At 67.2% G+C, this 23,380-nt stretch carries 21 protein-coding genes and 1 tRNA gene; 4 read left to right on the top strand and 18 right to left on the bottom strand.

The annotated features are described in order from the left end of the window. The 3 genes from ACE3N9_RS12380 to ACE3N9_RS12370 form a co-directional block, all read right to left on the bottom strand. A partial coding sequence (locus ACE3N9_RS12380) for a DNA polymerase Y family protein (protein ID WP_374284040.1) occupies positions 1-1,417 on the bottom strand: 1,417 nt, incomplete at its 3' end. Positions 1,418-1,426: 9 nt separating this feature from the next. Next, a complete protein-coding gene (locus ACE3N9_RS12375) occupies positions 1,427-2,170 on the bottom strand; it encodes a hypothetical protein (protein ID WP_374284039.1) in 744 nt (247 codons plus the stop codon). A 111-nt stretch (positions 2,171-2,281) separates the two neighbouring features. Continuing rightward, positions 2,282-3,889, bottom strand: a complete 1,608-nt coding sequence (locus ACE3N9_RS12370) for an amino acid permease (protein WP_374284038.1) — start codon at positions 3,887-3,889, stop codon at positions 2,282-2,284. Positions 3,890-4,086: 197 nt separating this feature from the next. Here ACE3N9_RS12370 and panB point away from each other — a divergent pair, with 197 nt between their 5' ends. After that, the gene (panB, locus tag ACE3N9_RS12365) at positions 4,087-4,956 is read left to right on the top strand and encodes a 3-methyl-2-oxobutanoate hydroxymethyltransferase (RefSeq protein WP_374284037.1); all 870 of its coding nucleotides are present in this window, start codon (positions 4,087-4,089) and stop codon (positions 4,954-4,956) included. Positions 4,957-4,997: 41 nt separating this feature from the next. Further along, positions 4,998-6,065 carry a DUF475 domain-containing protein gene (locus ACE3N9_RS12360; protein ID WP_374284036.1) on the top strand — a complete coding sequence of 356 codons (1,068 nt, stop codon included), beginning with the start codon at positions 4,998-5,000 and terminating at the stop codon, positions 6,063-6,065. Here ACE3N9_RS12360 and ACE3N9_RS12355 read toward each other — a convergent pair. The 7 genes from ACE3N9_RS12355 to ACE3N9_RS12325 form a co-directional block, all read right to left on the bottom strand. Next, positions 6,052-7,005 carry a bile acid:sodium symporter family protein gene (locus ACE3N9_RS12355; protein ID WP_374284035.1) on the bottom strand — a complete coding sequence of 318 codons (954 nt, stop codon included), beginning with the start codon at positions 7,003-7,005 and terminating at the stop codon, positions 6,052-6,054. The genes ACE3N9_RS12360 and ACE3N9_RS12355 overlap by 14 nt on opposite strands. Positions 7,006-7,062: 57 nt before the next feature. Continuing rightward, entirely contained in the window at positions 7,063-8,121 is a 1,059-nt protein-coding gene (locus tag ACE3N9_RS12350; RefSeq protein ID WP_374284034.1) for a CaiB/BaiF CoA transferase family protein, read from the bottom strand. Positions 8,122-8,230: 109 nt separating this feature from the next. Next, positions 8,231-10,054, bottom strand: a complete 1,824-nt coding sequence (locus tag ACE3N9_RS12345) for a tetratricopeptide repeat protein (protein ID WP_374284033.1) — start codon at positions 10,052-10,054, stop codon at positions 8,231-8,233. Further along, entirely contained in the window at positions 10,047-11,411 is a 1,365-nt protein-coding gene (gene prsR, locus ACE3N9_RS12340) for a PEP-CTERM-box response regulator transcription factor (RefSeq protein WP_374284046.1), read from the bottom strand. The genes ACE3N9_RS12345 and prsR overlap by 8 nt, the downstream gene beginning before the upstream one ends. Then, positions 11,411-13,534, bottom strand: coding sequence for an XrtA/PEP-CTERM system histidine kinase PrsK (gene prsK, locus ACE3N9_RS12335; RefSeq protein WP_374284032.1), 2,124 nt, complete (start codon positions 13,532-13,534; stop codon positions 11,411-11,413). The genes prsR and prsK overlap by 1 nt, the downstream gene beginning before the upstream one ends. Position 13,535: 1 nt before the next feature. Beyond that, on the bottom strand, positions 13,536-14,921 hold the full coding sequence (locus ACE3N9_RS12330) for a TIGR03013 family XrtA/PEP-CTERM system glycosyltransferase (RefSeq protein ID WP_374284031.1): 1,386 nt from the start codon (positions 14,919-14,921) through the stop codon (positions 13,536-13,538). A gap of 113 nt (positions 14,922-15,034) precedes the next feature. Then, entirely contained in the window at positions 15,035-16,423 is a 1,389-nt protein-coding gene (locus tag ACE3N9_RS12325; protein WP_374284030.1) for a short-chain fatty acyl-CoA regulator family protein, read from the bottom strand. 168 nt (positions 16,424-16,591) lie between these two features. Here ACE3N9_RS12325 and ACE3N9_RS12320 point away from each other — a divergent pair, with 168 nt between their 5' ends. Then, complete coding sequence (locus ACE3N9_RS12320) at positions 16,592-16,768, top strand: hypothetical protein (RefSeq protein ID WP_374284029.1); 177 nt, start codon at positions 16,592-16,594, stop codon at positions 16,766-16,768. 129 nt (positions 16,769-16,897) lie between these two features. Further along, the gene (locus tag ACE3N9_RS12315) at positions 16,898-17,449 is read left to right on the top strand and encodes a hypothetical protein (RefSeq protein WP_374284028.1); all 552 of its coding nucleotides are present in this window, start codon (positions 16,898-16,900) and stop codon (positions 17,447-17,449) included. A 3-nt stretch (positions 17,450-17,452) separates the two neighbouring features. Here ACE3N9_RS12315 and ACE3N9_RS12310 read toward each other — a convergent pair whose 3' ends face one another. The 8 genes from ACE3N9_RS12310 to efp all read right to left on the bottom strand — a co-directional run bounded on the left by ACE3N9_RS12310 (position 17,453) and on the right by efp (position 23,355). Then, positions 17,453-18,049 (bottom strand): DUF3501 family protein, encoded by a 597-nt coding sequence (locus tag ACE3N9_RS12310; protein WP_374284027.1) that lies wholly within the window; start codon positions 18,047-18,049, stop codon positions 17,453-17,455. A gap of 42 nt (positions 18,050-18,091) precedes the next feature. Next, positions 18,092-19,417, bottom strand: a complete 1,326-nt coding sequence (locus ACE3N9_RS12305) for a heterodisulfide reductase-related iron-sulfur binding cluster (protein ID WP_374284025.1) — start codon at positions 19,415-19,417, stop codon at positions 18,092-18,094. 82 nt (positions 19,418-19,499) lie between these two features. Further along, entirely contained in the window at positions 19,500-19,925 is a 426-nt protein-coding gene (locus tag ACE3N9_RS12300; protein ID WP_374284024.1) for a rubrerythrin family protein, read from the bottom strand. A 136-nt stretch (positions 19,926-20,061) separates the two neighbouring features. Continuing rightward, positions 20,062-21,387 carry an amidohydrolase gene (locus ACE3N9_RS12295; RefSeq protein ID WP_374284023.1) on the bottom strand — a complete coding sequence of 442 codons (1,326 nt, stop codon included), beginning with the start codon at positions 21,385-21,387 and terminating at the stop codon, positions 20,062-20,064. A gap of 42 nt (positions 21,388-21,429) precedes the next feature. Beyond that, positions 21,430-21,513 (bottom strand) — tRNA-Leu (locus ACE3N9_RS12290). Positions 21,514-21,569: 56 nt separating this feature from the next. After that, a complete protein-coding gene (locus ACE3N9_RS12285) occupies positions 21,570-21,869 on the bottom strand; it encodes a hypothetical protein (RefSeq protein ID WP_374284022.1) in 300 nt (99 codons plus the stop codon). 88 nt (positions 21,870-21,957) lie between these two features. Beyond that, complete coding sequence (locus ACE3N9_RS12280) at positions 21,958-22,779, bottom strand: inositol monophosphatase (protein ID WP_374284021.1); 822 nt, start codon at positions 22,777-22,779, stop codon at positions 21,958-21,960. 9 nt (positions 22,780-22,788) lie between these two features. After that, positions 22,789-23,355, bottom strand: coding sequence for an elongation factor P (efp, locus tag ACE3N9_RS12275; RefSeq protein ID WP_374284020.1), 567 nt, complete (start codon positions 23,353-23,355; stop codon positions 22,789-22,791). Between the last annotated feature and the right edge of the window lie 25 nt (positions 23,356-23,380).

Genomic DNA, 23,380 nt, shown 5'->3' with positions numbered 1-23,380 from the left:
CCAGAGCATACCATTCCGTTGGGTGGCCGGGTGGGGGAGCGGGCCGGTGCCGCAAGCCATCGACGGATGTCGATGGCGCACCCGACAGGGACTCCCAGGCCTGCGCGCGTTCGGGCAAGTGACTGGCGCGCGGCATGGGGCGGCGCACCGCCTGCGGCCCCAGCCGCGCAGTCAGCCGGTCGATACAGGCCGACAGGCTGGTGCCATGCGCTTCGGCCGCGGCATCAAGATCGCGCTGGCTGAGCGCCACGGGCTCGGTCCAGGGCGCGCGCAGGCGGGCCAGTTCGATCCCGAAGCCGGCGTCGACATTATCCAGCCGGTGCGCGAACAGGCGGGCAATGTGCGCGGGATCGCGGCTGGCGGCGGCCAGTTCCAGCGTGCGGACCAGCACTTCGCCGTCCACCTTCCACAAGCCCAGCTCCAGCCGCCGCGCGCCCAGCGCGCGGCCTTCCAGCAGCCGGGCCAGATCGCCGCACAGGTCAGTCACCACCCGGTCGAGCAGCGCGCGGTGGCGGATCGGTTCGAGCAGGCGGCGCTGGACCAGCGGCAGGTCCACCGCCACCACCGGCAGCAATGGTTCGGGCACCCGGCCGCGCAGCTGGTCGAGCCGGATCAGAGGATTGGCGCCCGGCGTGCGGACATTGCGGAACCGCCGCGCCAGCGCATCGCGCGCCACTCCGGCCAGATCGCCGATCCGCTTCAGGCCCAGCCGGCGCAGCACCAGCAAGGTCGCGGGATCGAGCCGCAGCGCGGCCACCGGCAAGTGATCGAGGGGGGTGCCCCATGCCCCGACCTCGTCATCGCGAGCGGAGCGAAGCGATCCAGAGTCCCACGCGTTGCCCTGGATTGCTTCGTCGGCTTCGCCTCCTCGCAATGACGCAGTGGAGGAACAGAGGATCGCGCCATTTTCGCCGTAATGCGCCAGCGCCCAGGCCGCCCCGGCGGTGGGGGCGATCGCCAGCCGGGCAGCCAGCCCGCGCGCGGCCAGCCGCCGGGCGGCATCGTCCAGCAGCCCGCGCTCACCGCCGTGCAGGTGGGCCACCCCGGTCACGTCGACCACCAGCCCATCGGGCGGATCAAGCGCCGACCACGGCCCCCAGCGCTGCGCCCACAGCGCCAGGCTTTCCAGCAGGGCCAGGTCGCCCGCCGGATCGGCCGGGGCCGTGGCCAGCGCCGGGCAAATGGCGCGGGCATCGGCCAGCATCATCCCCGGCGCGGCCCCAGCGTCATGCCCGGCGCGGTTGGCGGCGGTGATGCGTGGGCCATGGGCGGTTTCGGCGATCAGGACCAGCGGCGCGGCATCCGCGCCCTCGCCCGCACGCAGGGACTGGGCCAGCCGCCAGCGATCGATCGCCAGCTGCGCCAGCCAGATCGACAGGATGCGGCGCGGCAGAGGGGGCGGCGCGGGGGGCGGCATGGCGGCAGCTCAGGCCAGGCGGGCGTCGCCGCCTGCGTCTTCCGCACCGTCACGCAGGGCCAACCGTCCCTGCGCCAGATCCAGCAGCCATTGCCCCGGAGGATGGGCGCGGGCGCGGAACAGTTCGGCCTGCCAGGCGGGCGCGCCCGGGGCCTGGGCATTCCAGCGCGGCGGCGCGGACGGGGCCGCGCGCACATCCCAGCGCATCCGGGCCGAGCCCAGATCGCGCCGGGCGTCGATCCGCACCAGCCACAGCGGCACCCCGTGCTTTTCCGAGGCCAGCGACAGGCGGCGCGAAGCGGTGAAATCAAGCGCCCGGGGATTGCCCGCGATCTCGCCGATGACGAAAGCCAGATCGCGGCAGCGCAGTCCCTCTTCCAGCGCGAACAGCGCATCTTCCGGCTTGCCGGCGGCGACATGGACCAGCCGATGGCGCAATTGTGCCGGCAGCCCGGGGCGATAGGGCCGCCCGGTCAGCCGCAGGGCGGCATCATCCTGCACCCACAGCCAGCGGCGTTCGTCCGGCCGGTCGGCAGCGGGATCGGGCCGCGCGGCGTGGAGCCGGTCGAGCGCCAGGGCAAGCGCCAGCGCCGCGCCGCTGGCTTCGCGCGAGGCGGCGAACACTTCGCCATGCAAGGCGCCGTCCGCCAGGCCGGGACGCCAGCGCGCGGCGGCGGCGGCGCCAGGCAGCCCGCGCGCGGGCGGCAGAGGGAGGCGGCGGGCAAAGGCGGATAGGGGGGTGGGAACAGTCATGCGGAACAACCTTTGTTCCACTTATGTTCTTATTCCAGCCGATTCGCAATTCCCCAAAAGCAAAGGGCCGCCCCCGAAGGAGCGGCCCCTGCCCTGGCCAGTGCGGCCGGATCAGTCGTTGACGTCGATCCCGCCGGGCAGCGGCGGCACCGGCTGCGGCGGCACATCGGCGTCTTCCTCGTGCACTTCCACCAGCCCACGGCCAACGTGGCTGCGGCTGCGGCTGTAGGTGAAGTAGACCACCAGCCCGACCACGGCCCAGCCGACGAACAGCAGCTTGGTATAGCCCGACAGGCTCCAGAACAGATAGACGCAGCCCACGGCCGCCAGCGGAGCGACCAGCCACACCGCCGGGGTGCGGAACGGCCGCGCGCGCGACGGCTCGCGCTGACGCAGCACCAGCACCGCGATCGCCACCATGGCGAAAGCGAACAGCGTGCCCGAATTCGAGATGTCGGCCAGCGCCCCCACCGGGAACAGCGCGGCGAAGAACGCCACGACGATCCCGGTAATCACGGTCACCACGTGCGGGGTGTGATACTTGGGGTGCACCTTGCTGAGCTTCTCAGGCAGCAGGCCGTCGCGGCTCATCACGAAGAAGATGCGGGTCTGGCCGAACATCATCATCAGGATCACCGAGGGCAGCGCCAGGCCGGCCGCCAGGCCAACCAGGTTGCCGACCTGCTGCCAGCCGATTTCACGCAGCGTCCAGGCCAGCGCTTCCTTGGAACAGACCACCGCCTGCCCGCCATTGGTGGCGCAGGCCGCGGCCAGCTCGGTGCTGCCCGGGGCAAAGGCGTTGCCCGCCGCATCCATCAGCGGCTGCGCGCCCACGCTGCCGATCACGCCCGAGGCGACCAGCAGATAGAAGATCGTGCAGATCGCCAGGCTGCCGATCAGGCCGATCGGCATGTTGCGCTGCGGGTTCTTGGTTTCTTCGGCCGCGGTGGAGACCGCGTCGAAGCCGACATAGGCGAAGAAGATCGAGGCCGCCGCCGCCGAAATCCCGCCGAAGCCCAGCGGAGCAAAGGGTTCGAAGTTCTGGCTGTTCATCACTGGCACGGCCAGCACCACGAACAGCGTCAGCGCGGTGATCTTGACCATCACCAGCACGGCGTTGACCATCGCGCTTTCCTTGGTCCCGATCACCAGCAGCCAGGTCACCAGCAGCGCGATCACGAAGGCCGGCAGATTGATGTAGCCGCCGGTGGCAATCGCGGTCTGGATCGCTTCACTGTTGGCCGCGCCGAAGGCCAGCTTGATCTGCGCGATCAGGGCATCGGCGTTGACGATCGAATCTGGCAGCGAAACCCCCAGGTATTCGCGCAGCAGGCCCACGAAATAGCCCGACCAGCCGACCGCCACGGCCCCGGCCGCAACCGCATATTCCAGCACCAGCGCCCAGCCGACCATCCAGGCCAGCAGTTCGCCCATCACGGCGTAGCTGTAGGTATAGGCCGACCCCGAAACCGGGACCATCGAAGCCATTTCGGCATAGCACAGCGCCGCCACGGCGCAGACGAACCCGGCGATGATGAACGAGATCATCATGCCCGGCCCGGCCTTTTGCGCGGCTTCGGCGGTCAGCACGAAGATCCCGGTGCCGATGATGGCGCCCACCCCCAGCATGGTCAGCTGGAAGGCCCCGAGCGAGCGATGGAGAGATTTCTTTTCGGCAGTTGCCAGAATGGCGTCCAATGGTTTGACGCGACCGAACATGCGGTTCCCCTAAATTATTGTCGGCCTTGCCCCCCGGGCGGCCGAAATCTTACATGGCGGGCGAAGCTAGCGGCCAAGCGCGCGATGGCAAGGCTTAAGTGGCTCGCCTTCCCCAGGATGTCGGTCCCGGAAGCGGGAAAACACGTGTCTGCACACGCACCTTCCCCCTGCCCGCTCCACCCGCTACAAGCCGCCCCATGTCCACGACCTTCCAACTCGACACCGCCACCAGCCGCGCCAACCCCACGCCCGCGCCGATGAAGCGGCTGACCATCCCCGCAATCCGCCAGCGCAAGGTGGACGGCGTGACCGCCCAGCCGGTCGTCATGCTGACCGCCTATACCGCGCGGCAGGCGCAATTGCTCGATGCGCACTGCGACCTGCTGCTGGTCGGGGATTCGCTTGGTCAGGTGATCTATGGCCTGCCCTCCAGCGTGCCGGTCACGCTTGACATGATGGCCGCCCACGGCGCGGCGGTGGTGCGCGGCTCCTATCACGCCGCCGTGGTGGTCGATATGCCGTTCGGCGCCTACGAAGCATCGCCGCAGCAGGCGTTCGAAAGCGCTGCGCGGCTGCTCAAGGAAACCGGCTGCGCCGCGGTCAAGCTCGAAGGCGGGGCGGCGATGGCTGAAACGGTCGCCTTCCTGACCGCGCGCGGCATCCCGGTGATGGGCCATGTCGGGCTGACCCCACAGGCGGTCAACGTGCTGGGCGGCTACAACGCGCGCGGCCGCAGCGAAGCCGAAGCCCAGAAGATCGTGGCCGATGCCCAGGCGCTCGACGCGGCCGGGGCCTTTGCCATTGTGGTCGAAGGCGTGGTCGAACCGATCGCGATTGCAGTGACCCAGGCGGTCAAGTGCCCGACCATTGGCATCGGCGCATCGGCGCAGTGCGATGGACAGGTGCTGGTGACCGAGGACATGCTGGGCATGTTCGAGCGCGTCCCCCGCTTCGTGAAACGCTATGAAGCCATTGCCGAGACGATTTCCGGCGCGGCAGAGCGTTATGCCGCCGAAGTGCGCGCGCGCGCCTTTCCGGGGGTGGAACAAACCTATCAGCCCCGGTAAGAGCGCCGGCTTCGCTGCACATTCATCAAGGAAGCACCACTTTGCTGCGCTATTACAAGGGATCGATCCTGTTCACTCTGGTCTGCCTGGCCCTGGCGGCCTGGTACGGCTGGTTCCAGACCGGCTCGGTCGGGGGCATGCTCGGGCTGCTGTGGATCGTCGTGGTCCTCTCGATCCTCGAAGTGTCGCTGTCGTTCGACAACGCCGTGGTCAACGCCTCGGTGCTCGAGGACATGGACGACATCTGGCAGCGCCGGTTCCTGACCTGGGGCATGCTGATCGCGGTGTTCGGCATGCGCATCGTCTTTCCGCTGGCCATCGTCGCCATCGCGGCGGGCATGGGGCCGATGGAAGCGGTCGACCTCTCGCTCAACGATCCCAAGCGCTACGAGGAGATCGTGTCCTCCGCCCATGTCGGGATCGCGGGCTTCGGCGGGGCGTTCCTGGCCATGGTCGGCCTGTCGTTCTTCTTCGACGGTGAAAAGGACGTCCACTGGATCGGCTGGATCGAGGCCAAGCTGGCGCGCTTTTCCAACATCAAGGCGGCGGAAATCGCCATCCTGCTGGTCGTGATCTACCTGATCTCGCGGCTGCTGCCAGCGGACGAGGCGCTGACCTTCATGGTTTCGGGCACGCTCGGGATCGTCACTTTCATCGCGGTCGAGGCGCTGGGCACGGTGCTGGAAATGCGCGAGCAAGCCCTGGCGGCGCAGGGCGCGGTGGTGCGTTCGGGCCTGGGCGGGTTCCTTTACCTCAACATCCTCGACGCTTCGTTCAGCTTCGACGGGGTGATCGGCGCTTTCGCGCTGTCGAACAACATGATCATCATCGCGCTCGGCCTGTCGATCGGGGCGATGTTCGTGCGTTCGATGACCATCCACCTGGTGCAGAAGGGCACCCTGGCGGAATACCGCTATCTCGAACACGGCGCCTTCTGGGCGATCATCGCGCTGGGCGGGATCATGCTGATTTCGGCCAAGGTCCACATTCCCGAAACCGTCACCGGGCTGATCGGCGCGGTGCTGATCGGGCTGTCGCTGTGGTGGTCGATCCGCCACAAGCGCCGCTTCCCCGACGGCGAACTGGAAAACGCGGTCAGGGCCGATTGAGCCGCGCGGCCAGCGGCGCGGCCATGATCAGCTGGCACAGGTGGTAAAGCAGGATCGGCAGCAGCACGATCCCCGCCGCCGCCGGGGGAAACAGCACCGTGGCCAGCGGCGCGCCCATCGCGATGCTTTTCTGCGCGCCGGCAAACAGCATGGAAATGCGGTCAGGCCGGTCCACCCCGGCCAGGCCGCCGACCAGCCAGGCGCCCACGTGACCAAACGCCAGCAGCACTGCCGTGCCGCCCGCCAGCCAGACCCAGCCCGGCGCATCGATCCGCGCCCAGAACCGCTGCTCCACCGCGCCTGAAAAGGCGACATAGACCGCAATCGCGATCGACGCCCGGTCGAACCAGGTAATCAGCGGACGGTGATCCTTCACCCAGCCGCCCAGCTTGCCCTGCAGCACCTGCCCGATCACGAAAGGCAGCAGCAGGATCGTCACCACCTTGACCAGTCCATCGGCGTGGAAGGCGGCTTCCTTGCCCCCGGCCAGGAACGAGAACAGCGGCGCGGTAACGAACACCCCCAGGATGTTGAGCAGCGCCGCCGCCACCACCGAACTGGCAACGTTGCCCCCAGCCAGCGAGCTGTAGGCCGTGGCTGACTGCACGGTGGACGGCAGGCAGCCGAGATAGAGGAAGCCCAGCGCGATCATCGGCGGCATCCAGCCCTGCCCCAGTTGCCACATGCCCCAGCCCGCGAGGGCCATGCCGCCGAACACCCAGGCGGTCAGCGGCCACAGCACGCGGTGGTTGCCCATGCCGGCGGCCACTTCGTGCCGGGGCAGGCGCAGCCCGTTAAGGAAGAACAGCAGGAACACCGCCGCGTTGGAGATGAATTGCGCCACTTCGCGCGCAGCACCGCGCACCGGCAGCAGCAGCGCCAGCGCGATGGCCAGCGCCAGCAGGCGCACCATCGGATCGATCCGGGACAGCAGGTTCACGTCACGCCTTGTCGTCATTGCGGGAAGTCCCCCGCAATGACGACAGGCGGCGCTTTGTCAACGCCCCGCCAGCTTGACCGACGGCGCCGGGGTCGCGGAAAAGCGCGGCGCGGGCGACGGCTGCAACATGCCGCCATCCTCGGTAAAGGTGCCGCGCGCCACGTTGTGCGGATGCTTGGGCGCTTCGCGCAGGCTCAGCACCGGGGCAAAGCAGATGTCGGTCCCGTCCATGATCGCGCACCACTCATCGCGGGTCTTCGTCAGGATCAGGGCGGTCATCCGTTCCTTCAACTGGTCCCACTTGGCCGGATTCATTTGCTGGGCGAAATCGGGATCGTCCTTCAGCCCGGTCTTTTCCAGCAGCAGCGCGTAGAACTGCGGCTCGATCGAGCCGAGCGAGATCCACTTGCCGTCGCTGGTCTCATAAGTGTCGTAGAAGTGGGTGCCGCTATCCAGCAGGTTGACCCCGCGTTCGTCGCGCCACTGGCCATTGGCCAGGAAAGTATAGGTCATCGCCGAAAGGATCGCTGCGCCATCGACCATCGCGCAGTCCACCACCTGGCCCACGCCGCCGCTGCGCGCGTGCAGGATTGCCGAAACCACGCCGAACGCCAGCATCATCCCGCCGCCGCCGAAATCGCCCACGGCATTGACCGGGAAGCTGGGCTTTTCGCCCTTGCGGCCATAGGAATGGAGCGCGCCCGACAGCGCGATATAGTTGATGTCGTGGCCCGCCAGCGGCGCCATCGGCCCGTCCTGGCCCCAGCCGGTCATCCGGCCGATCACCAGCTTGGGATTGACCGCCAGCAGCACGTCCGGCCCCAGCCCCAGCCGTTCCAGCACGCCCGGACGGTAGCCCTCGATCAGCGCGTCGGCGCTCTTGGCCAGTTCCTTGAGCTGTTCGATCGCGCCCGGATCCTTGAGGTCCAGCTCGATGAATTCGCGGTTGCGGTTCAGGATGTCGCGGTTGCCGGCATCGCCGAAGCGGCCCTTGTGGCCCGGGCGTTCCACCCGGATCACCCGCGCGCCGTGGTCAGCCAGCATCATCCCGCAGAATGGGCCGGGACCGATCCCAGCCAGTTCGATCACCGTCACGCCTTGCAGCACACCCGCCATCACGCACCTCGCCAATTGTTGATTTAATCAGTCGATTAAATCGCCTTGGCCGCGCTGGCAAGGCTCTTGCCGGGAATGCGCCGACCAGCCTGTCCGAAAGCGCGCAGGATCAGCCGTTCAGCTTGCGCCGCGCCTCGGCCAGCAAGGGGTTGGGACCATTCAGCACCTGCGCCTTGTCGAGCAGCGCGGCGGCGCGGGGCGCTTCCTGCCCGGCAAAGGCCAGCGCCATGCCCAGCGCCTGCGTCGCGACGCCGCTGGCCGGTTGCAGCGCGTGGGCCTGCTGCGCCGTGGCCAGGGCCGCCGCCGTATCGCCAGTCCTCAGCTGCGCCAGCGACAGGTCGGCCAGCAGCCGCACGTCGCGCCCGCCGCCGCGCCGCCGCAGGTTTTCCAGCAAGGTGCGTGCCGCGCCCCAGTCATCCGCAAAGGCGCGGTGCCCCGCCACCATCCGCGCGGCCATCCGGCTGCCCGGAAAAGCCGCCAGATAGCGCGCCGCCACCGGCACCGCATCCGCCCCCCGGCCCGCCTTGTCGAAGGCTTCGCCCAGCCGCAGCAGCAGCGTATCGGGAAAGCGCACCGCCGCCGACAGCTTGTAGGCATCGATCGCCGCCCCGGCCTGCCCGGCGGCCATGGCAACATCGCCGAACAGCGCCAGCGCTTCAGCAGAACCGGGGTGCAGCTGGCGGAACCGCGCGGCCACGCCTTGCGCTCCGGCGACGTTGCCGGCGGCCAGCAGGCTGCGGGCATAGGGCACCGCCGTGGCCGGCACGCCGGGCGCATCGGTCCAGCGAAGTGCCAGCACGCCAATCGGATCACGTTCGGGGATCGGCATGATGGCCGGGATAGTCGCCGCCGCTGCCCGGTCCAGGAACGGCGCGGCGGCCAGCCGGTCACCCTGCTCCTCGTAAGCGCGGCCGATCAGTTCAAGCAGATAAGCCGGCGCATCGGGGCGGCTGGCCAGCGGATCGAACCGTTCGTGCAGCTTGTTGAAATCATTCGATTCGTACAGTGCCCGGGCATAAAGCAGCTGCAGCCGCTGGTTGGCGCCCTGGCGCTCGTACAGCCGTTCCAGCAGCCCCGCCGCCAGGTTGGCATTGCCCGCTTCCAGTTCCAGCACGCCGCGCAGCAGCAGGCCCGCCGGCACATCCTGCAACCGCGTGCCGGTGCGGTCGAGCAAGCGCCGCGCCAGATCGACCTTGCCCGCGCGCGCGGCCAGCACGGCTTGCAGATACCAGGCCAGCGGGTGCTTTGGCGCAATCCCGATCATCTTGCGGGTCACCGCCAGCATTTCGGCCCCGCGCCCGGCCTCGCCCAGCGTCGCGGCATAGCCGCCCAGCAGCGACAGATCGTTTGGCGCCTGTTCCAACGCCTGTTCGTAGAGCGGCAGGGCGGCATCCCACCCGCGCTGGTCGCGCAGCAATTGCGCGCGGAATTCCAGCGCGCGGGGATTGTCCGGCGCGGCGGCCAGCGCGCGCTCGGCCGCATCGAGCGCCTGCACCTGTTCGCCGCCAACATAGCGCAGGCGGCCAATGTCGACCCACAGCAAGGGATCCTTCGGCGCATAGCCCAGCGCCTTGTCATAGGCCTGCCCAGCCGCCGGCAGGTTGCCGTCCAGCCGTTCGAGCATGCCCAGCATCCGCCAGCCGTGGCCTTCCTCGCCCGGGGCGAACTGCCCCGGCCCCAGCCAGTCGCGCGCCTTGACCAGGTCGCCTTGCAGGATCAGCGCCTCGCCCATCCGCGCGGCCACGTCGGTGCGGGTCGCCCCGGCGGCCAGGACCTTGCGCAGCGCCACTTCGCCTGCGATCCCGTCGCCGCGCTGCAGGGCCGCCTTGGCCGGATCCATCGCGCCGGGTTCCACCCTGGCGAGCAGCGGCGCCCCGCCGGCCAGCGCGGCAGCCAGCACCAGCGCCGGCAGCAGGCGGCGAAGATCAGGCATGCAGCTCGTATTGCTTGAGCAGGTCGTACAGCGTCGGGCGGCTGATCCCCAACAGCTTGGCGGTGCTCGAGATATTGCCTTCGCTGCGGGCCAGCGCATGGCGGATCACCCGCCGGTCGGTCGCCTCGCGCGCGCTTTTCAGGTTGAGCAGCTGGTCGTCACCCTCGCCCGGTTCGGCCAGGTCGAGATCGGCCGCGCCGACCAACTTGCCATCGGTCATGATCACCGCCCGCTTCACCCGGTTTTCCAGCTCGCGCACGTTGCCGGGCCAGTGCCAGGCATCGATCGCGGCCAGCGCATCGGGGGCAAAGCCCTTGACCGCCGGGTTCATGTCCTTGGCAAAACGGGCCAGGAACGCCTTGGCCAGCAGGGCGGCATCGCCGGGCCGATCAGCCAGGCTGGGAATCCGCACGACGATTTCAGCCAGGCGGTAATACAGGTCCTCGCGGAACCGCCCATCGGCGATCATTGCTTCCAGGTTCTGGTGGGTGGCGCAGACGATCCGGGTATCGACCTCGATCGACTTGCGCGAGCCGATCCGTTCGATCACCCGTTCCTGCAGGAAGCGCAGCAACTTGACCTGCAAGGGCAGCGGGATGTCGCCCACTTCATCCAGGAACAGCGTGCCGCCGCTGGCCATCTCGATCTTGCCCTCGGTGGTCTTGACCGCGCCGGTGAAGGCCCCCTTCTCGTGCCCGAACAGCTCGCTTTCGAGCAGGTTTTCGGGAATCGCGGCGCAGTTGATCGCGACGAAGGCGCCCTTTGCCCGGCCGCTCGCCTCGTGCAGCCCGCGCGCCAGCAGTTCCTTGCCGGTGCCGCTGGCGCCCAGCAGCATGACCGAGACATTGGTATTGGCGACCCGCTCGATCGTGCGGGCAACCTTGACCATTTCCGGCGCGGCGGTGATCATCCGGCCCAGCACGCGGTTGTCCTCGCCCGAGCGGGTGGCCAGCTGGCGATTTTCCGCTTCGATCGCGTGGAGCTGGAAGGCGCGGCGGACAATCAGCCCCAGCGCCTCGATATCGACTGGCTTCTGGTAGAAATCGTAGGCCCCCTTGGCGATGGCCGACAGCGCGCTTTCCCGCGCGCCGTGGCCGGAGGCGACGATCACCTTGGTATCGGGTTTCAGCGCCATGATTTCGTCCAGCACGGCAAAGCCTTCGCTGGTTCCATCGGGATCGGGCGGCAGGCCCAGGTCGAGCGTGACCACGGCCGGTTCCTCGCTGCGCAGCGCGGCCAGCGCGCTGGCGCGGTCGCCCGCGATCACCACGTCGAAATCGGGGTAGGCCCACTTCAGCTGTGCCTGCAGCCCCGCGTCGTCCTCGACAATCAGGAGTTTGGGCTTGCTATCCGACATCATGCGACTTTCTTGCCTGCGGCGTTGAGGTGTTCGATCATTTCGGCGGTATCCGCCAAGGGCAGGCGGATGATGAAGCGCGAGCCGAGCCCTTCGCGGCTTTCCACGTCGAGCCGCCCGCCCATCGCCTTGACCAGTTCGCGCGCTTCGTAGGCGCCAATCCCGAAGCCGCCCGGCTTGGAACTGTCGAACGGCTTGAACAGGCGGCTGCGGACGAATTCGGGGCTCATCCCGGTGCCGCTGTCCAGCACCTCGATCTCGCCGTGCAGGCGGCTGGCGGCGGTCCGCACGAACACGGGTGCATCAGCCGGGCTGGCGTCGATCGCGTTCTGGATCAGGTGGGTCAGCACCTGTTCCAGCGTGTCGCGCCGCGCGGCGATGCGGCAGGGTTCGGCCTCGACCAGTTCGACCCGGTGGCGGGCGCGGAACTGTGCCACCACGGCGGCGGCGACCTGATCGGCCTGGACCGGTTCCAGCGCTTCCATCTGGGTGTGGCCATAGCGCGACAGGCGGGCAATCAGCGCGTTGAGCTTGTCGGTGGAATTGCGCAGCGTGATCAGCATGTCGGCGCGGAATTCGGGATTTTCGGCGTGCAACTCGGCATTGCGCGACAGCAGGCTGAGCTGGCTGGCCAGGTTCTTGATGTCGTGCATCACGAAAGCCATCCGGCGGTTGAAATCGTCGAACCGCCCAGCTTCGGCCAGCGCCGCCTGCCCGGCCTGTTCGGCCAGGTAGCTGGCGAGCTGCTGTCCGGCCACGCGCAGCAGGTCGAAATCCTCCCAGTCCAGCCGGCGCACGTGCGGCGGGCGGGCCAGCACGACCACGCCGACCAGATGCTCGAAATGGAGCAGAGGCACGATCGCCCAGGCGCGCGGCTCGGCCATGACCCAGTCCGGCATCAGGTCTGCCGCCTCCGCCTCGTCGGGCTTGTCGCCCCCGCGCAGCTCGTCAAGATCGGCAATGTAGCTGCGCTGCTCGAACAGGCCCACAGCCTCGCGCGGCAGGGCTTCGGCGGGCACATCGGCAGTCGGCCACTGCCAGCGCGCGGCGAGTTCGAAGCGGCCGCCCTCGCCTTCGCTCAGCAGCATCCCGGCCGGACTGTCGGTAATATCAGCCACCGCGCGGATCATGCGTTCCTGCAGCGATACCGGACTGGTCCGGCCCTGCGCGATGGTGCGGGTAAAGCGCAGCCATTCGACGCGGTAGTCATAACGATGCTGGAACAGGTGCTTGGCCACGGTGACCCGCAGCCAGCCCCGGATGCGCGGCGATGGCAGGATCACCAGCGCGAGCAGCGATGCGAGCACGACAAAGCCCATCTGGAGCGATGCGGCAAAGTCCCCGCCCCAGAACGACAGCCACTGCGCGATCCCGACCATCGCCAGCAGATAGCCACCGATCAGCATCAGCGAGATCGACTGGAACGTGACCGCGCGCGAAGGGCGCAGGTGCAGTTCCTCACTCCCCCGCCGCGCGCCCATCGCCAGCAGCAGCGCGGCCAGCAGCGCGGGCAGGCCGCGCAGCGCCGAAAGCGTCACCGGGCCGGCCCCGGCCAGGTAGGAAATGGTGAAGTAGTTGAGGTCGAAGCCCCACTGCACCAGCAGCGCCGCCGCCGGCCAGCGCACCAGCAGCCGGGCCTGGCGCGATGCGCCGACGTGGAGGTTGTGGACCAGCACCAGCCCGCCCGTGGCAATCAGCAGCCGCAGCAGCACCAGCGTGTGGAACGAAACTTCGACCAGTTCACGCCGGGGGTGCAGCACCACCAGCAAGACTTGCGAAGTGCCCTGGACCAGCGAGACGAAGGCCAGCGCGCCCAGCATCGGCCGGACCGGATGAACCGAGCGCAGCCGCCCATCCAGCGCGAACAGCCCGTAAAGCGCGACCAGCCAGGCCAGGTTGCGGACCGATTCGGCCAGAGCTTCGGCCAGCGAGGTCGGCCCGGCCAAGGTGCCGACCAGCGCCCAGACGCCCGTGGCGACCAGCGCCAGGATCAGGCTGGGGCACAGCTTGCCATAGCATTCCCGGCGAGTGGCCAGCCAGACCGCGACCACCGCACAGGCAAAGGCGCCGGTCCCCCAGACCAGCGCCGCCAGCCCCGGCAGCCAGGCGGAAGCCGCGCTCACCTCAGCGCGCCCCCTCGTGCCACAGCACCACGCGCAGGGTCTGCAGCAGGATCAGCAGGTCCAGGAACGGCGTATAATTCTTGGCATAGTAGAGGTCGTATTCGAGCTTGTGGCGCGAATCCTCGATCGAGGCACCATAGGGATAGTTGATCTGCGCCCAGCCGGTGATCCCCGGCTTCACCATGTGGCGTTCGGCGTAATAAGGCAGCTTCTGTTCGAGATCGGCGACGAATTCCGGGCGCTCCGGGCGCGGGCCGACAAAGCTCATCTCGCCTTTCAGCACGCTCCAGCACTGCGGCAGCTCGTCAATTCGCACTTTGCGGATGAACTTGCCCAGTCGGGTGACACGCGGGTCGTCCTTCTGCGCCCACTGCGCGCCGGCCGCTTCGGCATCCTGGCGCATCGAGCGCAGCTTGATGACGTCAAACGGCTGGTTGTACAGCCCGACGCGGACCTGGCGGTAGAACGCCGGGCCCTTGCTCTCCAGCTTGATGAGCAGCGCGAACAGCAGGATCACCGGCGCGGCGATGCTCAGCAGCAGCGCGCTGGCAAAAATGTCGAACAGGCGCTTGGCCACGCTGGAAATCGCCCGGCCCGATGAAAACCCGTCGGAAAAGATCAGCCAGCTGGGATTGACCGTGTCGAGATCGACCCGCCCCGTCTCGCGTTCGATGAAGCTGGAGAAATCGTTGACGTGGACCCCGGTGGTCTTGATCCGCAGCAGGTCGGGCAGCGGCAGCGCGTTGCGCCGTTCCTCCAGCGCCAGCACCACTTCGCTGACCCCCAGGTTCTCGACATAGCGGGTCAGGTTGTGGATCGCGGCGCGGTTGATCGCTTCTTCCACCACCGGCACGCTTTCGGTCATCGCGATGTAGCCGACGATGACAAAGCCGCTTTCCGGGCGTTCCGACAGCTTGCGCAGCCGGTCGGCGCGCAGCCCCGCGCCCAGCACCAGCACCCGGCGGCGAAAGGCCGAGGCGCCCAGCACCCCGCCCACGATCAGCCGGTTCAGCACCAGCAGCACGACCGAGGCGATCATCGCGTAGGCCAGGGTCGAGCGCCAGAAGTTCTGTCCACCGATCACGAAGTCGACAAACGACAGGCCGATGATCCCCAGCGACACCGCCACCAGCAGCCGCGCCGTGGCAAAGCGCATCGAGCGCAGCGCATCAGACCCATAGACCCCCACCGCGATCATCGCGGTGAGAATGATCGCCGCATAGCCCGCCAGCTGGCCGATCCGGTCCAGCGTCGATCCCGGCAGCGACCCGATCTGCGCCAGGCGCAGCCGCCAGGCGAAATCCCCTGCGAAGATCAGCAGGGCAAAGTCGATCAGCCCCAGCAGGATCACCGCGTGCGGGATGTAATGTTTGAACAGCCGGATCATGGTGCTGCGCGGCGGCCTTCCTTGACGATGCGAAGGCCTGCCCTAACCGGCAGAGGTGAAATGTCGGTAAATTTTACAGGATATGGTTAAATGCCTGCAATCGCTACGCTCCGTCAGCCTCCGAAGTCGAACGGCGTCAGGCCGCGGGTGCGCTCGTCGAATTGCAGCGCCGCGCCGCGCGGCGGCAGCGAGCGTTGCAGGCAATCGGCCCGGTGGCACAGCGCGCAGCCAGGGCCGGTTCGCACCGCCCTGGTCCGGTCCAGCACCATGCCGCGGCACTGGGCCAATTGCCCCGCCAGCCGCGCTTCCAGCCCCAGGATGACGACATAATGCGGCGCCTGCTCGCCCAGGGCCGCGCTCCCCTCGACCGTGCGGGCCAGGGTGAGCCACAGGGAATCGTTTCCTGATTTATCCTTGTATTCCGTGATTTGGTGAACAATTCTACCGTAATACTCGAAGGCTTGATGAGCAATCCACAGCGGGCAGCTCGCCACATCCTCGATCAGCGGCGAGCCGCTGGCCCCGGCAAAGCGTTTGGAAAACTGCCCGGCCCGGTCGATCCGCGCCATGAAGAATGGCAGCCCGCGCTGGCCGACGCGTTGCAGCGTGGTCAGCCGGTGGGCCAGCTGTTCGAACGTCACGCCAAAGCGGCGTTGTAGCACCGCCAGGTCATAGCCGGTCGCCTCGCAGGCGCGCATGAACCGGCCATAGGGCATCAGCAGGGCGGCGGCGAAGTAATGCGCCAGGTGGCGGCGGAACAGCCGCCAGGCCGCGCGGTCGGCAAATTGCGCCCCATTGGCAATGGCGGCGATCGCATCGCGCTGCTCCAGCAGGGCCAGCTGCACCGCGATCTGGAAATTGCGGCTGGGCGTGTCGAGCAGTTCGGACAGCTGCAACTGCCGCGCGTGCAGGTCCAGCCGGCGCAGTGCATCCGGCATGACGTCAGCGGGCAGCACCCGCACGGACAGCTGGTGGTTCTGGCGCAGCCGTTCGGCCAGCGCCGACCCGATTTCCCCGCTCGACAGCCGCAATTCGTCGGCCAGGGCTTCGGCGGCAGCGTCCAGGTCGGCAAAATGGTTGCGCCAGCGCTCAACCTCGCGGCGCACCAGGTCCATCGGATCGTTCTGCACCGCGGCCACGTCTTTGCCGCTGGCATCGAACAGCCGGGCAAAGGCCAGCGCGGCCTGGGGCGCGGCGGCCAGCCATTCGGCAATTTCGTCGCGGTCGATGGCCAGATCGGCAAAGCGTTCATCGGCCAGGCGGCGGCGCAGCCCATCGACCCCGCCCACCGCCTCGTCCTGGCGCAGGCTGCGCGGATCGAAATCGAACTGTTCGGCCAACAGCACCACCAGCCGGGCCGACAAGGGACGCTGGTTGCGCTCGATCAGGTTGAGATAGCTGGGCGAAATGCCCAGCCGTGCCGCCATGGCGGATTGGGTCATCTGCTCGCGCCGCCGCAAGCGGCGGATCGCCGGGCCGGCCAGGATGCTGGGTTCGCTCATTCCGGCAACATGTCACAATATTTACATTTTGACAAGTCTGATGGCCATTTTTGCCGCATATGGACAAGATTTGTTGTAATTTTTCATACGAGATCGAGCCGATGACAGATATACCGGGTTCCAGACGGAGCACCGGCTCCGAATCGAAGCGAGTGAAAGGAAACGCCCATGGAAACGGCCACCCAGACCGAAATGCGCCAGCCGGGCCGGGCCCGCGCGCTGCTGTCGAACCAGGATTTCACCTTGCTCCGTGCCGCGCTGGCCAGCCATGCCCGCGCCACCGAGGAGCCCGACGAACTCGCGCGGATCAGCGCGCTTTACCATCGCCTCGGCTGCTACGCCTGAGCCACCCAACTCCTGGGGAGGAGAAATTGACGGCCGTCGGGACACCCCTTTTGTCCCGGCGGTCGTCAACCACCCGCTAACCATAGCGCAAAACGCGCTGGTTAACCTTGCCGGGCTAAGTAACCGGCCATGCGCAGGCCCGCCCCCCAATTGCCGCTTTCACCAAAGCTGCTGAAGCAGTTCGCCGGAGTGACCATCGTGGTCACCGGGCTGGTTGCGCTGTTCGCCAATGGCGAAGCGGCGCAAATGGAGGCCGAAGTCGAGGCCCGCGAGGCGCGCAACCAGCTGCTGGCCAGCGAGGCCGAACGCCTGGGCACGCGCAAAGTGGCCAGCAGCATGAAGGTCAAGACCCAGATGGGCGGCTGGGGCAGCGATGCTGGCGGCGAAAGCGGCGGCGAAGTGGCGATGGATTCCGGCGGAGCCCCGGCTTCGCCCCAGAAAACCGTCTTCGTGCCGAACAATGGCCCCGCGCTGCCCAAGAACCTGCCCAGCGTACCGGGCGCCAGCGTGACCGTGAAAGGCCAGGTTGCGACCGACCTGACCGGTCCGCAGGGCGATGCGGCTCGCGCCAAGGAAAAAGGCAAGGCGGGTTACATGTACCGCCCTGACGCCAGGCAGATCGAGGAGATCAAGGCCGCGGCGCGCGAGCGTACCGGCGGCTCAGAGGCCGACGAACAATAGGGCTCAGAAGCATTCCCGCGCCAGGAAGGCCCGGCTATCCGCGCCAATCACGGCGGCATGACCATAATTCGGATGATCGATCAGCACCATCGCGGTGCCTTCGCCGCTTTTCCACGCCGCGATCGCCGCCGGGGTGAAATCGAAGTGGAAGAAATGCACCGCGCTGGCCTTGTTGTCGCTTTCGCGGGTGCGTTCGGTGTCGCCTTCCGGGCGGGCGCGGATCACATGTTCCCCCAGCTGGATCGCGACGTGGTTTTCCACCCCGCCGATCGTGCGCAGGAACGCGTCGCGCCGGTCGGCATCGCCGATTTCGAACAGCACGGTCGCGGTCAATTCGCTGCCCTTGGGGACCATCGGGTCATAGGCGGCCAGCTCGTCCGTCAGCTGTTCGTCCCCACCCTTTTCGATGCGCAGCATTTCCTGGATCTGCAGCCACATCGAATCCCAGTTCTCGAACAGGACGGTCGCGTGCGGCCCCACCGCCAAGCGGGTCAGCTTCTTGCGTTCGATGGCTTCCTGCTTCTTGTCGGCACGGATCAGCTCGTACTGGTCAAGCGGCAGGATGTCGGCAGCGGTGATGCTGCGCTGGTCGCGAGGCATTTGCAACAATCCTTACAAGTCTGTTTGATTGAGTGAATTTATTTACAGGCCGTAAGCCTTGGCGAGAATCTCGATCGGGTGGCCGATGCGTTCGGGCGGCTGCCCGCCATTGGCCGCGATCACCTGCTTGAGGTGCGGGCCAGCCAGCGGGCATTCGCTGACGATCAGGTCCGGATCGCCCTTGACCAGGTTGCGCGCGGCAGGCTTGCCAACCTTGACCGCGCGGTCGAAATTCTCCTTGAAAATCCCCCACTTGCCGCCGTGTCCGGAGCAACGCTCGGTCAGCGCGGGCTTGGCCTGGGGGATCAGGCGGAGCATTTCCATCGCCTTTGGCCCCATGTTCTGGGCGCGGGCGTGGCAGGCGAAATGGACCGCGATCGAGGCCGGCAGGTCCGGGATCGGGGCCAGCCCAGTCTCCTTGTTCAGCGCGACCACATATTCCGCCACGTCGAAGGTGTGCTTGCTCAGCAGGTCGACCGCGGCATTGCCCTGCTCGATCAGCGGCCATTCGAACTTCAGCATCAGCGCGCAGCTGGTGGTCAGCGGGACCACGTCCCAGCCCTGTTCGACCAGCGGGGCGAAATGCGCGGAAATCCGCTGCGCCGCGCTCGCCACGGCGGGCAAGTCGCCATTTTCGAACTTGGGCATGGCGCAGCAATCGGGATGTTCGATCCGCACGCGCACGCCATTGTGAGTCAAAACCTTTACAAGTGCGAGGCCCGGAGTGCCGTCGTTGAAATTATCGTGACAACCGGCGTAAATTGCCACTTTCTTGCCGAAAGCGGGGCCATCGGGGTTCGGCGCGGGGATGATACCGTTGGCCTGGTTGGTCAGCGGTACGTCCATGAACGGCGGCAGATGCGCGCGCCGGTCAATCCCGGCGACCTTTTCCATCAGCGGCCGGGTCAGGCCGTTGCCTTCCTTGGTCGCCCAGTTGGCCAGCCCCGCCGCCATCGAACCGAGCCGTCCGTTGCGGTCCATTTCCGAAAGCTGCTGGTCGGCGAACGAGGTCTGCCCCTTGCGGTGCTGGACCGCGCGGTGGCGCAGCATCAGGTGCGGGAAATCGAGATCGAAGCTGTGCGGCGGGACATAGGGGCACTTCGTCATAAAGCACATGTCGCACAGGGTGCAGGCGTCCACGACCTTGGCCAGCTGGGCCGGGGTCAGATCGTCCACTTCCTCGTTCGGCGCCTCGTCAATCGCGTCGAACAGGATCGGGAAGCTGTCGCACAGGTTGAAGCAGCGGCGGCAGCCATGGCAGATGTCATAGACGCGGCGCAGCTCGGCTTCGAGCGCGGCTTCGTCGTACCACGATTCATCCTGCCACGGGATCGGGTGGCGCACGGGTGCTTCCAGGCTGCCTTCCATTGCTGATTCCCTTGATTATCTGAATTTTCAATACATTAAGGGCGACTGTTACGGCTAAATCGCAACAGTCGCCCTCAATCGGTTACGCGTCGGCGAGCAGGGCGTCGAGCGTCTTCTGGAACTTGCCGGCGTGGCTCTTTTCAGCCTTGGCCAGGGTTTCGAACCAGTCGGCGATTTCGTCGAAGCCTTCGTCGCGCGCGGTCTTGGCCATGCCCGGATACATGTCGGTGTATTCGTGGGTTTCGCCGGCGATCGACGCCTTCAGGTTCGCGACAGTGTCACCGATCGGTTCGCCGGTGGCCGGATCGCCGCATTCTTCGAGGTATTCGAGGTGGCCGTGAGCGTGGCCGGTTTCGCCTTCCGCGGTCGAGCGGAACACGGCTGCAACGTCGTTGTGGCCTTCGATATCGGCCTTCTGTGCGAAGTACAGGTAACGGCGGTTGGCCTGGCTTTCACCAGCGAAAGCAGCCTTCAGGTTTTCTTCGGTCTTGGAGCCCTTGAGTCCCATTGTATCTCTCCTGGTTGGGGTGAATCCGACCATGCTTAGATGCGCCCCGCCTGCAGCCAAGGCCATGCGGAAATTCCGCGAGCGATAATCGGCAAAATCGATCAAATTCCTGCGAATTATTCGCAAAAACGGAAAGTCACTTGCGCGGCATCAGTTCCATCGCCGCCGCAGTCAGCGCTTCACTGGCGCTGGCGATCACCTTGTCCGCCTCGGGCGCCCAGAACGGGCTGTGGAGGCCGTGGAGCAGCTTGCCATCGCGCTTGGCGCTCTCGATCACCTCGGCCGGGCGGCCGCCAACCCAGAAAATCAGCGAATTGATGCGATTGCCATCGGCGCGGGCGAATTCGCCGAAATCCTCGCCCGCCATCGCCGGGGGCACATCGGCGACGCGCGCCGCGCCGAACCGGGCACGGAAGAACGTGCCCATCCGTTCGGTAAAGGCCGGCGTGTTCCAGGTCGCCTTGGCGGGAACCGGATCGACGGTGACTTCCGGCATCCGGTCCTGCGGCATGCCCGAGGCGAGCGCCTCGCCCATCGCGATCCGCTTGATCCCGTCGAGCAGCAGCTTGCGCGATTCGTCGGAATAGGACCGGACGGTCAGCTGCAGCTTCACTTCATCGGGAATGATGTTGTGCTTTGCCCCGCCGTGGAACGCGCCGACCGTCACCACCGAAGGATCGAACGGGCTCGATTCGCGGCTGACCAGGGTTTGCAGCCGCATGACGATGGCGCTGGCCAGCACGATCGGATCGCGGGTGGTCTGCGGATAGGCGCCGTGCCCGCCCAGCCCCTTTACCGTCACGTCGACGCTGTCGACATTGGCCAGGGCAAAGCCGGGGCGCACCCCGATCACGCCCGAGGCGAGGTCCGCCGTGTCATGGAAGGCCAGGGCATGATCAGGCTTGGGAAAGCGCGTGAACAATCCGTCCTTAAGCATTGCCAAAGCGCCCTGATTTATCTCCTCGGCCGGTTGGCCGATCATCACCAGGGTACCCTGCCAGCGGTCCTTGTGCGCGGCCATCAGGCGGGCCACCTCGATCCAGGCGGTCATGTGGGTATCGTGCCCGCAGGCATGCATGATCCCGCTTTCCACCCCGGCGGTGGAAGTCCCGCGCGCCTTGGAGGCAAAAGCCAGGCCGGTCTGCTCGACCACCGGCAGGCCGTCCATGTCGGCGCGGATCAGCACCGTCGGTCCGGCGCCGTTGCGCAGCACCGCGACCACGCCGGTCTTGCCGACGCCTTCGGTCACATCAAACCCGGCTTTCCGCGCGGCATCGGCCATGATCCTGGCCGAGCGCACTTCCTGAAAGCTCAGCTCCGGGTTCTGGTGCAGGTCGCGGTAGATCGTCATCAGGCCGGGCAGGTCGCCCTGGATCTGGTCGGCCAGCCCATCGCGGGCCATGGCGGGGGCGGCGGTCAGCGCGGCAAGCGCGGCGGCGATGCGGATCAGGGGCTTGGTCATGCGCGGCAGGCTAGGCCGCTTGTCGCCGCGCCGCAATCGGCTTGGTGCCCCTGGCCAGACTCGAACTGGCACGGATCTCTCCAACCGATTTTGAGTCGGTCGCGTCTACCATTCCACCACAGGGGCAATCCCGCGCGGAAGAGCCGCTTAGACCGCCCGTCCGCCGTGTTCAAGCACCGGGTTCAGAAATCCCAGCCAAGCGACATGTGCACCACCTTGGGCGTGCCCTTGCGCCCGGCCCCGAGGGCGGCGACTTCGAGCACCGGACCGCCCTCCTCGCCCCAGCTTTTCGAGGGCGGGACGAAACCGACCGGGAAACGCCCGGGATCGAGCCGGGGCAGCGCCTCGTCGCGGCTGCGCTCAGCCGGCGGCACGCGCGGCGGCGCGGCCGGCAACTCGTAGCCATGATCGGGCAGGTCCAGCAACGGCGCGGCCGGAAGCGCAATCGTGGCAAGCGTCTGGGCAAGCAGCAGGGCGGACATCGGCAAGCCTCGGCAATGCGGCGGTGGTGCGCCAAGTATTGCCGGGCATGCCTAAGATTCGGCTAACGCGCCCGCCGATTGGCGGCGGTTACTTCTTGAGCGCGCCGACCAGCGCCTTGTGCAGGCGCGAATGCAGCGCATCGTTGCCGGCCAGCACCTGGGCATCGCAGACCGGCTGCGAAATGCCGCGCCAGTCGGTCACGAACCCGCCCGCTTCGCGCACCAGCAGGCAGCCGGCGGCCGTATCCCACGGCGCCAGGCCGCTTTCCCAGAAGCCTTCGTAGCGGCCCGCGGCAACCCAGGCGAGATCGAGCGAGGCCGCGCCGAAGCGGCGGATGCCCGCCACGCTGGGGGCCAGAGCCCCATAGATCCGTGTCCATTCCACGCTGTCGCCGCGCCCGGCAAAGGGGATGCCGGTGGCGATCAGGCTTTCATCGAGATGGCGTCGCGAGGACACGCGCAGGCGGCGGTCATGCAGCCAGGCGCCGCGGGTCTTTTCGGCCCAGAAGCTTTCGTCGGTGACCGGCTGGTAAACCAGCGCGGCGGTCACTTCGCCCCAGCCCGAACCATCCAGCTTGGGTTCCTGCACCGCGATCGAAATCGCGAAGTGCGGGATGCCGTGAAGGAAGTTGCTGGTCCCGTCGAGCGGATCGACAATGAAGCGCGGCTTGCCCGGCGCCCCTTCGATCTCCCCGGCTTCCTCCATCAGAAAGCCCCAGTCCGGCCGCGCGGCGCGCAGCTCGTCCCACAGGGTGCGTTCGGCGTGCTGGTCGGCCTTCGACACGAAGTCGGCCGGCCCCTTGCGGCTGACCTGGAGGTGCTCGACCTCGCCAAAGTCGCGGCGCAGGCGGCCACCCGCCTTGCGGGCGGCCTTTTCCATCACACGGATCAAGCCGGACAGGACTGCCATGTCAGGTCCTCAATCAGCCTTGCGGACGTAAGTGCGTTCGTACACGTCGACGACGATGCGCGTACCGCTTTCAATGTGCGGCGGCACCATCACGCGCACGCCATTGTCGAGGATCGCGGGCTTGTAGCTGGACGAGGCGGTCTGCCCCTTCACCACGGCGTCGGCTTCGACGATGGTGGCTTCGACCTGTTCAGGCAGCTGCACCGAAATCGGGCGTTCGTCATACATTTCGAGCAGCACGGTCATGCCGTCCTGCAGGAAGGCGTCGGCCCCGCCCAGCAGGTCCTTGGGCAGCGTGATCTGGTCGTAGGTTTCGACGTCCATGAACACCAGGTCGTCGCCTTCGACGTAAAGGAACTGGAAGTCCTTTGTGTCGAGCCGGACCTTTTCGACCGTGTCGGCGCTGCGGAAGCGGACGTTGGTCTTGCGGCCGTCGATCAGGTTCTTCATCTCGACCTGCATGAAGGCGCCGCCCTTGCCCGGCTGGGTGTGCTGGGTCTTGGCGACCTTCCAGATGCCCTTTTCGTATTCCAGGATGTTGCCGGGACGGATGTCCACGCCGCTGATCTTCGCCATGGGGATGCCTTCGAGGTTGAGAAAG

This window comes from Novosphingobium sp. (genome assembly GCF_041905565.1).
GTDB lineage: Bacteria > Pseudomonadota > Alphaproteobacteria > Sphingomonadales > Sphingomonadaceae > Novosphingobium.
The sequence above is the reverse complement of the archived record's forward strand: the minus strand, read 5'-3'. Positions and strand labels throughout refer to the sequence as shown.